This window comes from Flavobacterium beibuense F44-8, from assembly GCF_000769915.1.
Taxonomy (GTDB): Bacteria; Bacteroidota; Bacteroidia; order Flavobacteriales; family Flavobacteriaceae; genus Flavobacterium; species Flavobacterium beibuense.
In genome coordinates, this window is the sequence record NZ_JRLV01000038.1 from 1 (window position 1) to 15,838 (window position 15,838).

The 15,838-nt window shown below is 39.2% G+C and carries 17 protein-coding genes; 13 read left to right on the top strand and 4 right to left on the bottom strand.

Annotation, left to right across the window (positions count from 1 at the left end; all coding sequences use genetic code 11):
• The first annotated feature begins 161 nt into the window (after positions 1–161).
• Positions 162–764: a hypothetical protein gene (locus Q763_RS17000; protein WP_035136262.1), complete on the top strand. Its 603-nt coding sequence runs from the start codon at positions 162–164 to the stop codon at positions 762–764.
• Positions 765–841: 77 nt separating this feature from the next.
• The gene (locus tag Q763_RS17005; protein WP_035136263.1) at positions 842–1,147 is read left to right on the top strand and encodes a hypothetical protein; all 306 of its coding nucleotides are present in this window, start codon (positions 842–844) and stop codon (positions 1,145–1,147) included.
• 343 nt (positions 1,148–1,490) lie between these two features.
• On the opposite strand, the gene Q763_RS17010 is transcribed toward Q763_RS17005, so the two are convergent.
• From Q763_RS17010 to Q763_RS17025, 4 genes are all read right to left on the bottom strand, one after another.
• Entirely contained in the window at positions 1,491–2,135 is a 645-nt protein-coding gene (locus tag Q763_RS17010) for an endonuclease III domain-containing protein (protein ID WP_035136264.1), read from the bottom strand.
• Positions 2,136–2,642: 507 nt separating this feature from the next.
• Positions 2,643–3,035 carry a peptide-methionine (R)-S-oxide reductase MsrB gene (gene msrB, locus Q763_RS17015; RefSeq protein ID WP_035136265.1) on the bottom strand — a complete coding sequence of 131 codons (393 nt, stop codon included), beginning with the start codon at positions 3,033–3,035 and terminating at the stop codon, positions 2,643–2,645.
• Positions 3,036–3,040: 5 nt separating this feature from the next.
• A complete protein-coding gene (gene msrB / locus Q763_RS17020) occupies positions 3,041–3,571 on the bottom strand; it encodes a peptide-methionine (R)-S-oxide reductase MsrB (protein ID WP_035136266.1) in 531 nt (176 codons plus the stop codon).
• Positions 3,568–4,428 (bottom strand): alpha/beta fold hydrolase, encoded by an 861-nt coding sequence (locus tag Q763_RS17025; protein WP_035136267.1) that lies wholly within the window; start codon positions 4,426–4,428, stop codon positions 3,568–3,570. The genes msrB (Q763_RS17020) and Q763_RS17025 overlap by 4 nt, the downstream gene beginning before the upstream one ends.
• Before the next feature lie 65 nt (positions 4,429–4,493).
• Here Q763_RS17025 and Q763_RS17030 point away from each other — a divergent pair, with 65 nt between their 5' ends.
• The 11 genes from Q763_RS17030 (at position 4,494) to lon (ending at position 14,795) form a co-directional block, all read left to right on the top strand.
• Positions 4,494–4,841, top strand: coding sequence for a DUF1801 domain-containing protein (locus Q763_RS17030; RefSeq protein WP_035136268.1), 348 nt, complete (start codon positions 4,494–4,496; stop codon positions 4,839–4,841).
• Between the two features lie 111 nt (positions 4,842–4,952).
• The gene (locus Q763_RS17035) at positions 4,953–5,768 is read left to right on the top strand and encodes a M48 family metallopeptidase (RefSeq protein WP_035136269.1); all 816 of its coding nucleotides are present in this window, start codon (positions 4,953–4,955) and stop codon (positions 5,766–5,768) included.
• Positions 5,769–5,898: 130 nt separating this feature from the next.
• The gene (locus tag Q763_RS17040) at positions 5,899–6,261 is read left to right on the top strand and encodes a hypothetical protein (protein ID WP_035136270.1); all 363 of its coding nucleotides are present in this window, start codon (positions 5,899–5,901) and stop codon (positions 6,259–6,261) included.
• Between the two features lie 37 nt (positions 6,262–6,298).
• Positions 6,299–6,733: a hypothetical protein gene (locus tag Q763_RS17045; protein ID WP_035136271.1), complete on the top strand. Its 435-nt coding sequence runs from the start codon at positions 6,299–6,301 to the stop codon at positions 6,731–6,733.
• Positions 6,734–6,764: 31 nt separating this feature from the next.
• On the top strand, positions 6,765–7,817 hold the full coding sequence (locus Q763_RS17050; RefSeq protein WP_035136272.1) for a hypothetical protein: 1,053 nt from the start codon (positions 6,765–6,767) through the stop codon (positions 7,815–7,817).
• The gene (locus tag Q763_RS17055; RefSeq protein ID WP_035136273.1) at positions 7,814–8,356 is read left to right on the top strand and encodes a hypothetical protein; all 543 of its coding nucleotides are present in this window, start codon (positions 7,814–7,816) and stop codon (positions 8,354–8,356) included. The genes Q763_RS17050 and Q763_RS17055 overlap by 4 nt, the downstream gene beginning before the upstream one ends.
• A 9-nt stretch (positions 8,357–8,365) precedes the next feature.
• Positions 8,366–8,575: a hypothetical protein gene (locus Q763_RS17060; RefSeq protein ID WP_035136274.1), complete on the top strand. Its 210-nt coding sequence runs from the start codon at positions 8,366–8,368 to the stop codon at positions 8,573–8,575.
• Between the two features lie 427 nt (positions 8,576–9,002).
• A complete protein-coding gene (locus Q763_RS17065; RefSeq protein WP_035136275.1) occupies positions 9,003–10,331 on the top strand; it encodes an MFS transporter in 1,329 nt (442 codons plus the stop codon).
• 51 nt (positions 10,332–10,382) lie between these two features.
• Positions 10,383–11,159 carry a hypothetical protein gene (locus tag Q763_RS17070; protein ID WP_035136276.1) on the top strand — a complete coding sequence of 259 codons (777 nt, stop codon included), beginning with the start codon at positions 10,383–10,385 and terminating at the stop codon, positions 11,157–11,159.
• 33 nt (positions 11,160–11,192) lie between these two features.
• A complete protein-coding gene (locus Q763_RS17075; protein ID WP_157499520.1) occupies positions 11,193–12,110 on the top strand; it encodes a DUF6252 family protein in 918 nt (305 codons plus the stop codon).
• 234 nt (positions 12,111–12,344) lie between these two features.
• Positions 12,345–14,795 carry an endopeptidase La gene (lon, locus tag Q763_RS17080; RefSeq protein WP_035136279.1) on the top strand — a complete coding sequence of 817 codons (2,451 nt, stop codon included), beginning with the start codon at positions 12,345–12,347 and terminating at the stop codon, positions 14,793–14,795.
• The last annotated feature ends 1,043 nt before the right edge of the window (positions 14,796–15,838 follow it).

The window sequence follows — 15,838 nt, forward strand, 5'->3', positions numbered from 1 at the left end:
TATTATGGATAGGGTTTTTTGTTTTTATACGGTTTTGGTGTTTACACTAAAAAATATTCGGTTTTTAATCTATATTTTTTAAAAGAGGCATGGTGTTTGATTTTTCGTGTTAAAAAATATTTAATCTTATTATATTGCAAACAATCAACCAAATTAAACCTATGAAAAACAAACTGTTAGGGGTAGCCCTGATCGCCTTACTATGTGCAGGAAAAGTGAATGCACAGGAAAAAGAAGAACAAAAAGCCAGTGTTGAGAAAGAGATTATTGGAATTCAGGCCGGACTTGGAGTATGGGGATATTATGAATTTAAAATGGCTAATCAATTAGCTCTTAGAACTGAAGCCGGACTTAACGGTGGTATTTGGGTTAAATCTTCCTTTTACGGAGATACTGAAGGGGGACTTTTACTTACTCCCATTGTAAGAGCAGAACCAAGATGGTATTATAACCTAAACCGCAGAGTAAGAAAGGGTAAGGATATTAAAGGTAACCGTGCTAATTATTTATCACTTGATACATCATTTGCTCCTGATTGGTTTGTGGTTAGTACAAACAATGATTATAAATTTTATAAGCGACCTATTTTATCTATAATACCTACATGGGGTATAAGAAGAACGCTGGGAAAACATTTTGATTATGAAACAGGAATCGGTCTTGGTTATAGTCATGCCTTTGAATACACTAAAATTGGTTTTACCTACAAAGCTCAGGATGCAGCAGTACTTAATTTACGTTTTCGTATAGGGTATCATTTTTAAACTTTAGCAATATTTTAATACAGCTTGTGATAGTATGTTGTAACTTTGGATAGATTCAACTAACTAAATAGCTAAACATGAAAAAACTGATTTTTGCTTCAGCAATGCTGATGGCTGCTTTTACTGCAACCGCATCGGTTACTGTTTATTACAACGTCCCTGCTATACACCAGGAGCAGGAAGAATTATATAAAGAGATTAAACTTAGCGAAGTTCCCAAAGAGGTTATGGATAATATCCACAAGGATTATGGAGATTATAAGGTGGTTAAAGCCTATAAGTCGGACAAAGGAAATTACAAGCTTGATATGAAAACTCAGGATGGTATTGGCCTTACGGCATCGTTTACCGGAGAGGGGAAACTGATAAAGATATATTCTTAATATATATAATTATATAGTTACTGAAAAAGAGAGGTTTATACCTCTCTTTTTTGTTTTATGACGTGTTGTTTTATTGCCCTTTTGTCATAGCACAAAAAGCGAAAAAGTCAAGGCTATGGTTCTTTAAGCTAAAAATTACTTCTTTTTTTTAGATTTATTTCATCGGTTCGGCTTTTCAGCCTCGAGTTTTGACTACACTTCGTTATGCTCAAAATGACAGAACGTTTTTGTCATCCTGACGGTAGGAAGGATCTCATTAATATTTATAATAGAGATTTCCATGTCATTCCTCCTCGCAATGACAATAATACTTCATACTGTTTTGTTTTTATGCTTAGAGTAGTTATTTCCTCTCGTTTTGGTAGTATTCGCAAACGTCTTTCATTATACACTCGCTGTGTTTTGGGTTGCTTGGACGACAGGTTTCACGTCCTAAGTAAGATATTGCCATTCCTGTATCTGCCCACATTTCACGCGGTAGTACTTCCATCATTTGCTTTTCAATTTTAACGGCATCCTTACCCTGTGCAATCCCTAGGCGGGGAGCAACGCGTATAACATGTAAGTCGGCCATGATACCTTCTACCGGTACGCCTGCTTCGCGCATTATTACGTTTGCCGATTTTCGTCCGACACCTTTAAGGGCAGTTAGCTCTTTCATTGTTAGTGGAATATTTTTATCTTCTTTTACGGTTGATGCTATATCCTGCAACCATGCTATTTTATTACCGTGAAACCGGACTTCGCTCAATATTGCAGTAAGCTGTTCTGTATTGGCTTTTGCGAGCGACTTCATGTCGGGAAATTCCTTAAAGAATTTTGGTGCTACCTTATTGATATGGGCATCACTATCTTGTGCCGATAGTACTACCATTACCAGTAGCTGGTATATGTTTTTGTATTCCAGCGGATGTTTTGCGTCTTTGTATTTTTCCAGTAACGGCTTTAAGGCCTTTGCCCAGTCGGGTTTTTCGTTAAAGAGATCCATAGAATAAAGTTACTGTTTTATTTGATATGATTGAGATTTTTCGACTTCACTTTGTTACGCTCAAAATGACAGAGCGTTTTTGTCATCCTGACGAAGGAAGGATCTCTTTGTTTTTGGCATGAGCGGGAAGCTCGCATTAGTGGGTGTGGATATGATTGAGATTTTTCGACTCTACTTCGTTGCACTTAAAATGACAGAGGATGAATTGTAATCCTAACGATAGGAAGGATATCTTTTGTTTTTGGACACGAGCGGGAGGCTCGCGCCAGGATCTTGATGTTTCTTTACGCTACAGAACCTAATGCCATTTGCTGACTCTTATGCTAGCACTACTATTATCATTCTGATTGCAGCGATAGCGGAATGAAGAATCTAAAAAGATTTCTCCTCAAGGTCGAAATGACATACGGTATTTATTAATAGATTGCCACGTCGTTCCTCCTCGCAATGACAGTAGGGAATAAAAAAGCCCCACTGATGTGCGGGGCGGGGTATCTGTAAAAAATGTTACTCTTTAAAATCTACCGATAGGGAGTTAACGCAATAGCGTTGTCCGGTTTGGGTAGGTCCGTCGTCAAATACATGACCCAGGTGACCGCCACAGTTGGCACACATAATTTCGGTGCGAATCATACCGTGTGAGGTATCTTTTACATATTCAATTTTACCGGGAAGGGCTTCATCAAACGATGGCCATCCGCAATGCGAATTAAATTTTGAATCAGAGGCAAACAGTGGTTCGCCACAGGCTCCGCATACATAAGTGCCTTCTTCAAAGTGCATGTTGTATTTGCCGGAGTGGGGGAACTCGGTTCCTTTTTGCCTAAGTATTTTATAACGTTCCAGTCCAAGTTGTTCTTTCCACTCGGCTTCTGATTTGTTTACATTGTAATCTTTCATTGTAGTTACTCCTTTTTCGCTTTTTTAAGTTCTTCTGCAGGGATAAATTTAATGGAAACCGAATTAGTGCAAAAACGCTCTCCGGTTGTAGCTTTTGGTCCGTCGTCAAATACATGCCCCAGGTGACCGCCACAGTTGGCACACATAACCTCGGTGCGGTGCATGCCGTGTGAAAAATCTTCCTCATAAATTACAGATCCTTTGATTGCCTGATCAAACGAAGGCCATCCGCAATGGGAATTGTATTTGTTGTCTGACTTGAACAATGGGTTTCCGCAGGCGGCACATACATATACGCCATCTTCAAAAAACTCATCATATTTCCCGGTATAAGGCCTTTCGGTAGCTTTTTCACGAAGTACCGAATATTCTTCGGGGCTTAACTGGCTTTTCCATTCGGCATCGGTTTTGGTTACCTTAAACTTACCTTCGGTTTTTTCGGTTTCAGCCTTTTCGGCTTTATGTTCTTTCTTTTTTACCTGTCCGTTACAAGCCGTAAGAGAGAACAGGATAAGCAATGCCATTAATTTTTTCATGATAGTAAGAATTGGGTTAACGTTTTGATGACAGTGCTGTCGCCCAAAATTTTTCGGTGCCCTAATCCCTGCGTTATCATAAGCTGGCTGTTTGCCAAATGTTTATGGATGTGGTGTGCAGCGGTTACGGGAACATCGGTATCATCTTCGTCGTGAATAACCAGTACGGGAACAGTTACTGCCTGTGCTGCTATATACGCCGAATAGCTGTTAATGGTTTCACCAAACTTTTTTTCAAACAGCTTCATCATCAGTTTACCTGTACCAATATTCATGCCTAACTCTTTTATAAAGTTGTTCATTATATCTTCTATAATATCGCCACTGCCTATAATCACTGCCTTATCTACCTTAAGCCCCTGTTTTATGGCGTTAAGTACCGACATGCCCCCCAATGAATGACCCACAGCGTAGGTAAAGGGACCATATTGTTTTTCAAGCTCCAGTATGGCAGCGATAAACTCGGTCATATCGCTGGTTTTACCCGGAGCTTTACCATGCCCGGGAGCATCAAAACTAATAGTGCTGTAGTCTTTTTTAACCAGTTTTTCGGCGATGGATTGTAGTTGTGTTCCGCGTCCGCTCCAGCCGTGTACCAGCAGTACTTTTTTGTCGCTGTCGCCATAATGATAAGCCCTTATGGTTTTATTGATAGCCGGAACTTTTACAAACTCCTGCCTGCTTTCGGCATTCATTTTTTCTTCCCGCTTAGGGATAGGGAATTTCATGGGGGTTATAAATAGCTTCATGGCAAACTTTGCCGCCATTTTTTGTGAGGTAGCTTCGAGTACTTTTGCCGTTACCCTTATGGGTTTTGGTATGGCCATTGACCTGCGGTTTGAACTGCTTACTGACATGTGGTAGAATTATTTATTGGCAAGTTAGAAATTTCTTACCTTAGATAGTATTAAAATTGAATTAAATGCTACGTCCGTTTGACAATTATTTTGACAGGCTCAATGAGCCGGTAAAGGGTTGCCTGCTTGCCCTGAAAGATTTTATAAGTGGGTTTGACGATGCCATAACGCAGGAATGGAAATACAGCATGCCGTTTTTTTACCATAAAGGGAAGATGCTGTGTTACTTTCATATCCACAAGAAAACGGGTGAACCCTACATAGGGTTTGTAGATGGTGGACTATTGGATTTCCCTGAACTGGTACAGGAAAAGCGTGCCCGTATGAAAATATTACCCATAAACCCTGAAGTCGATATTGATTTGGCTTTGGTAGGGTCTATTTTAAAGGCTTCGCTTGATTTAAGAAAGTGATTAGCCTAATCAAAACGTTCACAATACTTTAACGGACTAAGGTTAATTATTAAGGAAATTACAGGAAAATATTTACTAATTTTGATTTAGCAAAACTAATTTTATCGTTATATGAGAAAGAGTATAGTTGTATTATCGGGGTTTATACTGATGATGTTTTTTGCCTGTACCACCAATCCTTTTACAGGGAAATCGCAGTTTAATGTGGTGTCAAACGACCAGATTTTCCCTGCTTCCTTTCAGCAGTATGATGCTTTTATAAAGGAAAACAAGGTGATTACCGGTACTGCCGAAGCAAAAATGGTTACTACAGTAGGCCAGAAAATTAGGGCTGCTGCCGAAAAATATCTTAATGCCAACGGCTACCAGGGGTATTTAAAGGATTACCAGTGGGAATATCATTTAGTGCAGGATCCGTCGCTTAATGCATGGTGTATGCCGGGTGGTAAAATTGTAGTATACAGCGGTATACTTCCGGTTACTAAAACCGAAGCCGGACTGGCAACTGTTATGGGGCACGAGGTATCGCATGCGTTACTTAACCACGGTGGTCAGCGTATGACGGCAAGCCAGGCGCAACAGGTAGGTGCTGTACTTTTAGGAGCAGCAACAACCCAAGAAAGCGAAGCGGCACAACAAATTTATATGCAGGCTTATGGTGTAGGGTCTAACGTTTTAGGTATGCTTCCGTTTAGCAGAAGCCACGAGACTGAGGCTGATAAATACGGACTTATACTGATGGCTATTGCGGGATATAACCCCGATGAGGCAATTAGTTTTTGGCAAAGGATGTCGGCACAGGGTGCAGGCGGAACTCCGGAGCTGCTTAGTACGCACCCTAGTGATGCCACGAGGATTGCTAACCTGCAAAAAATGATTCCGGAAGCTAAAGCCGAAGCGGCCAAGTTTGGGGTAACGTTTAAGTAATGATTTTAGATAAAAGATAATAGAAACAAGACTATTATTTTAAAGATATTGAGCCTCGCTTTTAGCGGGGCTTTTGTTATATTGGTAGTCTGTTACTTAACTAAAGTATACTTAAAGTTTTAAATTGTAAATGATACAAAAAATTAAAGAGCATATATTTTCATCGGCTCAGTTGTTTATAGAAAGAATAGGGGAGTTTGCTCCTTTTGGTGTTAAGGTTTCGGGAGAAATACTTAAACCTGTTATGGCATTAACCGATTATGCAGATGAGATTAACGGATTGGAACACGTTAACATTCTTAAAGATAGCTGTGAGGAGGAATTTAAGAAACAAAAAATTGATGCTGCAGCAATAGCTTATGATGTTTTGGTTACCATTGATGGTATAAAAACAGATGCAATGTGCCTAATAATTAATATAGACGGGGAGAGCTGGGAAGAAGAGTATTTCCCGTACAGGATTGAAAACGATAAATGTATATGGTTAACATAATTTTGTATACGTGTTTTAGTTGATTTATCTTTCGGCTATGAAAAAAAATCACACCATTAAAATAGTTGTCTTTATTTTAGTTTTTGTTTTAACTATAGTTATAAACCTATTGATAGATAATTCAAAGTCATCAAGTACAGATGCTCCCCAGGTAGCAGCTTTTGTTAATGAGATAGAGGAGAGTAGTGACCTTAATGTTTTTCTTGATAATTATTTTCCCAATCAGCCAAAAGAAGTACGTGAACATTACTTTGCTATTGCCGAAAAAATAAAGCAGGCTGATGATGTTATGATTGTTTGTTATACTGAATATAACGAACCGGATAAAGCTAAGGTTAACGCTAAACCCGAACTGGTTTATGTATTACTGGTAGATAACCGACCTATATATGTAATGACTGATGAGGAAACCGATAAAGTAACATCGGTTATAGGCTTACGAAAAGGAGATGTAATAATAGGATGGGTGTAACAGGTTAAGCTGATATTTAATATATTGCTGTATGAAAAAACTCATAGCCTTACCCGTGTTGTTTTTACTGTTTTTTACAACCTGTAAAAAGCAGGAAGCCACTACTATAAATTTTGAGATAGACCTCTTGGAGTATTCTCGTGAACAAAGTAAATCGGTTACTGTTACGGCTGACGGGTTTTTATGTTTTTTAGATGAAAAACTGGAAGATTGTCCGGAGGTAAAAAAATTAAAACTTACTGAGTCGCAAATTCAGGAACTGCAGGTTCGTTTAAAGGAGGTAAAGCCGGTGGAGGGATGCAATACTCCAAACATTGCTGCTACAAATGGTGTATTGTATACTTTAAATATTAAATATAACGGAGAAGAAACAACTTACAGGGCTAATCCGGGATGTGAAACTTATAAAACAATCGATGCTTTTGTTGCTTATTTATTTGAGCTTGCGCAAAACAGTGAGGCTGATAAACTTTTCTTAATGCGTTCTGAATTAATTGATAAGTATAAGAGCAAAGAAAATAAGGAAATTAATACTGTTAGCGATTTTAGGTTTATACCTGAAGAAAAGTCGGGGCGTACGGCAAATGAACTTCCCGATATGCAAACACTTCGTAAGTTTGAATTAATAAAGGGAACTGATCCGCTTATTTTAATGGGTGATTCATTTAGCTTTTGGGATGAAAAGATTCATAAAAGCTTTGTTGTTTTTTACAATAATAACACGATTTTTAAATACTGCATGCTATTAAATGATAAGGGAGAGGTAAAGGGAATAAAGAAAAAAGAAGTGGTTGGGGAGAAGGAGAAGCAGGAAATGCTAAACCTGTTGCGTGACATACAGCCATTACAAAAAACAATGCATTTTGCAGCCTATAACATCAATAAGGAAAAATGGGATAACGTTGCAGATGGTCGTCATTATATACTGGGAATATATAAAAATGAGGCATTCTCTGAATATGAAACGCTTGAACCTGAAGATTATAAAGCTAAACCGCAAAATAACTACGGATATAAAGAGGTGAAGCAAACTATTGAAATTATCAAAAAGATTGATTTTTATAACGAACTGTTTAAGTCATGAAAAAACTAATCGCTTTATTAATACTTATTACAGGCTTTTGCAGTGCGCAAACACAAAATATAACCCATACATTTAATTTTTATACCGAATACCATCAGTTTTATCTTGAAGATAAGGAAGCTAAAATGGATTCTAATTCAAATGAGTTTTGGACTGATGAAGCTTTTGAGGCTCGTTTTGCAACAGAGCAGGGGATTATTGCTGTTGGTACCTATTGTTATGGGAATATAAAAGGGGAGATAACCGTTTTGCAAAATCCCGTTAAGGATATAGATTACAGCTTGTATGATCATGTTGTGGAAGGGGGAATTAACATCTCATCGGGAGAATTACTAATTATGGATTGTCCTACTAGTACGGTAGAGTTAACCATAAAAGTGACTCCGGGTAAATACAGAGTAAGGGTTTATGGCTCTAACTTTAAAAGCGTAGCTGAAACCGACCTGGCTAATGAGAGTGATAACGATTATTACAAGATTGAAATTTGGCCTGACGATGATATGGAAAGAAAGGTTTTAAAACAATTTTCATACAGATAAAATATAAGAATGATTAAATTATTTTTTCTTACCGGTAATCCGGTTGCTGTTTTAGTTTTTGTTTTCATAGCAGCATTAATACCATCAGTTATTGCCTGTGTATTGGTTAGGCTTTTTATGGCAAAAGAACTCAGGATGTGGTGGGTGTATTTAATGATATTTGTAGCTACACTTGTATTAAGCTTTAATGTTATTTTTTGGGAGCTTACATCCTCTTAAAAAATAAACGGCAAATGGCAGGAAATAGGTCAAATGGATTAGATTGTGTATGATTGATGTTTTTCTTTTTCTTTAGGGGTATGAACTATAGTGCAGTAGAGTGGACAAAGGCATTAGGTTTTGAAGGCGTAAAGTAAATTACCGAAGAAGCGTATAGAAGCATCCGCTGTTTGAGGCGAAAGCCGAGTTCGGATGGTTTAGCTGAATAAGGGAATTTATAGACTGAGAAACCATAGCCTTGACTTTTTCGTTCTTTTGTGTCAAGACAAAAGGACAGTTATTAACAAGATTCCTCTTTCCCGCTATCGCTCCAATCGGAATGACAAACATTGTGTTTACAGCTATTACATACTAAAATCTAACCCTGAGATAATCTTATAATCCAAAAAATAAATTAGTTTTGGCAAAACAAACCAAATAATTAAGTATGTCGGTACAACTACAAAAGGGAGATAAAAAGCTCCTTAATGCCTGGGCGTTTTACGATTGGGCCAACTCGGTTTACAGTCTGGTAATTGCTTCGGCAGTATTCCCTATATTTTATGAGCAGCTTTTTAGCAGGGCAAAAATAGAATACATTGACTTTTTAGGCTTTACAGTAAAAGATACCGCCCTAATGAGCTTTATTACTGCCTTTGCCTTTTTAGTAGTGGCATTTATTTCGCCGTTACTTTCGGGTATTGCCGATTATAGCGGAAACAAAAAGGGCTTCCTTAAACTGTTTTGTTACATGGGGGCACTTGCCTGTATTGGTTTGTACTGGTTTGACTTAGGTAGTTTATACCTTAGTTTATCACTTTACTTTTTTGGGCTTGTAGGTTTTTGGGGCAGCCTTGTGTTTTACAACTCTTACCTGCCCGATGTTGCCTACCCGGAGCAGCAGGACAGTATAAGTGCAAAAGGATACTCAATGGGGTACATAGGTAGTGTAATACTCCTTATACTTAACCTGGCTATGATTATGGGTATGATGCCGGAAATGCTTAAAATTAAAGGTACAGATGAAAATCCTGCCCACCTAAAAGCCATGCGTATATCGTTTGTAATGGTAGGAGTATGGTGGATACTGTTTAGCCAGTATACTTATTACTATTTACCAAAAGGGAACAAAAACAGCAATAAGGTAACCCGCCATGTACTGCTTAACGGTTTTAAGGAGTTACGCAAAGTGTGGGATCAGTTAAAGCAAACTACACAGCTTAAACGTTACCTGGGGGCATTTTTTGTTTACAGTATGGCTGTACAAACCGTAATGCTGGTAGCTACTTACTTTGGAGCAAAAGAGATAGAGTGGGTTAGTGACGATGCTAAGAGCATGGGGCTTATAGGCAGTATATTGTTAATACAGCTTGTGGCAGTTGCGGGTGCGATACTAACCTCAAAGCTTTCGGCAAAATTCGGAAATATTAAAACTCTTATAGGGATAAATGCTGTTTGGGCTGTTATATGTATAGCGGCTTTCTTTGTAACCCTGCCTATGCACTTTTACATCACTGCCGGTTTTGTGGGGCTTGTAATGGGAGGTATACAATCGCTGTCAAGAAGTACCTATTCTAAAATGTTACCTGAAACTCAGGATACTGCCTCGTTTTTCAGCTTTTATGACGTGACCGAAAAAATAGGAATTGTGATAGGTATGGTACTTTATGGTGCTATTGATCAGATTTTCGGAAGTATGCGATATTCTGTGATATTCCTTACATTATTCTTTGTAATAGGCATAATATTACTGGCTAGGGTATTAAAAAAACATTAAGATATTAAAAAAATTACTTTATATTTGGGCACCTAACAACTATAAAACCATATGAAAAACTTTAGAAGATTATCGGCTTTAGTATTGTTTCTTTCGGCATTCAGCTTTGTTTCATGTGATTCAGAGCCTGTAGATCCGGTTCTTTTAGACAATGTAAACAATCCCGAAAATCCGGGTACTAATCCAAACAATCCTACTAATCCGGGTACAAGTGACGGTAGTTACTGGCCAATGGCTGTTAATAACGAGTGGGTTTTTGATATTGAAGATGAAGGGGAAAGCACAATGTTACTTACAGGTACACAAACAATAGGCGGTAACCTGTATTATACATCAAGCACTGGTTTTGTTGATGCCGGAACAGATAATTTTACAGGAGAATCAAGCTCAGGAATAAGACATAATAACGGGGACTACTCTATTAGAGTAAGTGTTGATATACCAGACCAACAGGGAATGCAAATTACGGTTTCTCCATACGAGTATACTTTATTAAAAGATTACCTGGAGCCGGGACAAAGCTGGATAGAAGATGTGCAGCAAACTACCAGCTATCAGGTTGAAGGTGTAACTATCCCTCCAATTGTTATGGATATTCACCTTGAAAGCATTATTCAGGAAAAAGGAATCTCTGTAGATGTAAACGGTACTACTTATGAAGATGTAATCAAAGTTAAACAAACTATGGTGTATGGTAGCGAACTGGGTAACTTAACAAATGTTACCGTATATTTCTGGTTTGCTAAAAACGTAGGACCTATTAAATCAGAAACGCAGTCGGCCGGATATACAACAAGCAGTACACTTGTGTCTTACACGCTGAACTAAGAATACGAATACACGAATAAAAAATAAGAAGTTATGAAAAAGATGAAAATTGTACAGGCGTTTGCGCTTCTGTTTTTGGCTATGGGCTTTATAGCCTGTGATACAGAACCGGTAGACCCGGTATTATTAGACAATATTGGTAACAATCCGGGCGGTTCTACAGGATCGTTTACGGTAAACTTTAATGGCGAAACCTATACTGCTACCACTACACTTGCAGTGATAAACAATGGTATGCTTGTAGTTTCGGGATTAAGAGGTTCACAGGGGGAGTCGGTTAGCTTTGCTGTACCAAACCCAGCTGTAGGAACTTTTTCGGGTGATGATTTAATTATGTATTATCAGCCTACAGGTTCATCTTATCAGTATCTTAACTTTAATATGGAAGAGACATCAGGATCTGTTAACATAACAAATATTGATGCTCTTAACCAAACAGTGTCGGGTACATTCAGCTTTACCGGATGGTGGAGTAACGATGAGGAAGATGTAGAGCCAATAGAATTTACTGCCGGTGCATTTACAAACATATCATACACAGGTACTCTACCCGGAGGTGGTGGCGGAAATCCTACAGATGATGTGTTTACAGCTGCTCTTGATGCCATGGATTACCCTATCGCTAATGTTGCGGTAGCTGTTGCCGATGGCGGATTAGGAGAGACTATTAGCATTAACGGACTTGATGCCGTTCAAAATAAAGTGGTACTTACCATTGATGCTTCATTAACTCCGGGTACATACCAAATTACCGGAAACATGCTTGAAGACGTAGTAGGTGCACGATATGTAACTGTATCTCCGGAGTCTGTGTACATGGCTACAACCGGATCTATAGTAATAAACAGCAAAACAGAAGACAGAATTGCAGGAACATACAGTTTCTCTGCTACAAATGGTACCGATGTTGTTAACTTTACCGGTACTTATGATGTAGACTACAGCTTCTAAATTTTAGTTTCGAACTACTAACTCAAACTACTATATCTACTGGTACGCCCCGCTTTATGTGGGGCGTTCTTTTTTAAGAAAATCCCCAGTGTGGCATAATGATTGACATTATACTGCGTTAACATATCAGCTAATGCATTGTTATTGCTGATATACAAGTAAATAATATGCCCAAAATAAAGGGGGCATTTGCATAACAGCAAATGTTTAATGACAAAATGACCTATTATAAGTATGTCTAATCAAAAAATATTAAATATTGACAGTTTGTCACTTCAGGAACTGGATACAGATGCCGATTTGATTCCGTTAATGACCCCTGAAGATGAGGAAGAAATGAACCGCGAGGTACTACCTGCCGATTTGCCTATACTGCCACTTCGCAATATGGTGCTTTTCCCGGGGGTAGTAATCCCAATTACAGCAGGGAGGGACAAGTCTATCAAACTGATAAACGAAGCCAATGCCGGCGGTAAAATTATTGGGGTAGTGGCTCAAAAAGACGAAAAGGTTGAAGAGCCTACAGCAAACGATATCCATAAAATAGGTACTGTAGCCCGCATATTGCGCGTGCTTAAAATGCCCGATGGTAATACAACTGTAATCATTCAGGGTAAAAAACGCTTTGAGATTGATGAGGTAACTGCCGAAGAGCCTTACCTGCGTGCTACCGTTAAGGAGGTGAACGAAGACCGACCTGAAAAGGACGATGCCGAGTTTAATACCATTATCGATTCGATTAAGGAACTGGCTATCCAGATTATTAAGGAAAGCCCAAATATCCCTACCGAGGCTACTTTTGCGATTAAGAACATTGAGAGCGACTCGTTCCTTGTGAATTTCGTTTCCTCTAACATGAGTCTTACCGTAAAGGAAAAGCAGGAACTGCTTGCCGAAGGCAGCCTTAAAAACCGTGCGCTGGAAACCCTTCGCCACATGAACCTTGAGCTGCAAAAGCTAGAACTTAAAAACGATATCCAGAGTAAGGTACGTTTTGATTTAGATCAGCAGCAGCGTGAATATTTCCTTCATCAGCAAATGAAAACCATTCAGGAAGAACTGGGTGGCGTTTCGCACGATCAGGAAATAGAGGAAATGCGCAAAAAGGGCAAAAACAAAAAATGGAACACCAAAACAAAGGAACACTTTGATAAGGAGGTTTCAAAACTGCAGCGTATGAATCCGCAGGCGGCAGAATATGGTATTCAGCGTAACTACTTAGAGCTGATGCTTGATTTGCCATGGAATGAATTCTCTAAAGATAAGTTTGACCTGAAGCGTGCCGAGAAAATACTGCACCGTGACCATTTTGGACTTGAAGACGTTAAAAAACGTATTATTGAATACTTAGCTGTGTTAAAGCTGAGAAACGATATGAAATCACCTATATTGTGTTTATACGGTCCTCCGGGGGTTGGTAAAACATCCATAGGTAAATCGGTTGCCGAGGCATTGGGCCGTGAGTACATTCGTATTTCACTGGGCGGACTTCGTGATGAGGCCGAAATTCGTGGTCACCGTAAAACGTACATCGGTGCTATGCCGGGTCGTATTATCCAGAGCATTAAAAAGGCAGGGACTAGCAATCCTGTGTTTGTGCTTGATGAGATAGACAAACTATCTGTAGGGCCAAGCGGAGACCCATCGAGTGCATTACTTGAGGTGCTGGACCCTGAACAGAACTCGGAGTTTTATGATAACTTCCTTGAACTGGGGTACGACCTTAGTAAAGTAATGTTTATAGCTACGTCAAACAACATGTCAACAATTCAGCCTGCCCTTCGTGACAGGATGGAAATTATAAACATGACAGGTTATACCATTGAAGAAAAGGTAGAGATTGCAAAACGTCACCTGTTACCAAAACAGCTTAAGGAACACGGACTTACCGATAAAGACCTGAGCATTGGTAAAAAACAGATGGAGAAAATTGTGACCGGTTACACTAGGGAGTCGGGTGTACGCGGACTTGAAAAACAAATTGCCAAAATGGTAAGGCATACTGCAAAATGCATTGCTATGGAGGAAGAATATAACCATAAGGCTACCGAAGCCGATATTATTGACGTACTTGGCTCACCAAGAATGGAGCGCGATAAGTATGAGAATAATGAAGTGGCCGGCGTGGTTACAGGTCTTGCCTGGACAAGTGTAGGCGGCGATATATTATTTATAGAGTCGTTACTTAGTAAAGGTAAGGGATCGTTAACCATGACGGGTAACCTTGGTAATGTTATGAAGGAGTCGGCTACCATCGCTCTGGAGTATATTAAGGCCAATGCAGAACAACTGGGTATTAGTCCGGAGGTGATTTCCAGCTACAACGTACACATTCACGTACCGGAAGGAGCTACACCAAAAGACGGACCAAGTGCCGGTATTGCTATGCTTACATCGCTGGTATCGTCGTTCACGCAAAAAAGGGTGAAAAAGAATCTTGCCATGACAGGGGAGATTACCCTTCGCGGACGCGTATTGCCTGTAGGCGGTATTAAAGAGAAAATCCTTGCTGCTAAAAGGGCAGGTATCAAAGAGGTTATACTATGTGAGGAAAACCGTCGTGATATAGAGGAAATCAAACAGGAATATCTACAGGGATTAACATTCCACTATGTGAGCGATATGCAGGAAGTGGTTAAACATGCCATTACCGACCAAAAGGTGAAAAACGCAAAAACACTATAATTTCAAATAAGGTTACTTTATTTGAAAGGAAAAACGGCTAAGGGATATCTTAGCCGTTTTTTTATGTTTCAGCGGTTGTCATTCCGATACTAAATGCAGTGTAGTGAGGAATCTCTGAATTTTGAATAGAGATGTCTCCTACGGTCGACATGACATACAGAGTGTAATAAGAGCTCCATATTATGCTTACTCTTGCTGTCATTGCGAGTGTAATGTAATGGAACTCTCATCATAGATTTTTCGACTTCACTTCGTTGCGCTCAAAATGACAGTAGGAGTTGTCATCCTGACGTTAGGAAGGATCTCTCTTTTCCATTCCGACTGTAGCGATAGCGTAACGGAGGAATTACATTCAAAATTTAAAATCCATCATTTAAAATAGTATTGATAGTTGTCCTTTTGTCTTGACACAAAAGAACGAAAAAGTCAAGGCTATGGTTTCTCAGGCTATAAATTACCTCTTTCGGCTAAACCATCCGAACTCGGCTATCGCCTCAAACAGCGGATGCTTTTATACGCCTCTTTCGGTAATTTACTTAACGCCTTCAAAACCTAATGCCGTTTGCCACTATGCTGTGCTTACTCAGTTTGTCATTGCGAGCGTAATGCAATGGAGCGTAGCAATCTAACATTAAGATTACTTCGTCGTTCCTCCTCGTAATGACGCAAGAGGTTGTCATCCTGACGACAGGAAGTATCTCTTTTTCCATTCCGACTGTAGCGATAGCGGAACGGAGGAATCACATTCAAAATTTAAAATCCATCATTTAAAATAGTATTGATAGTTGTCCTTTTGTATTGACACAAAAGAACGAAAAAGTCAAGGCTGTGGTTTCTCAGGCCATAAATTCCCTCATTTGGCTAAACCATCCGAACTCGGCTCTCGCCTCAAACAGCGGATGCTTTTATACGCCGTTTTCGGTAATTTACTTAACGCCTTCAAAACCTAATGCCGTTTGCTTACTCTTGCTGTCATTGCGAGCGTAATGCAATGGAGCGTGGCAATCTCACATTAGATTACTTCGTCGTTCCTCCTCGTAATG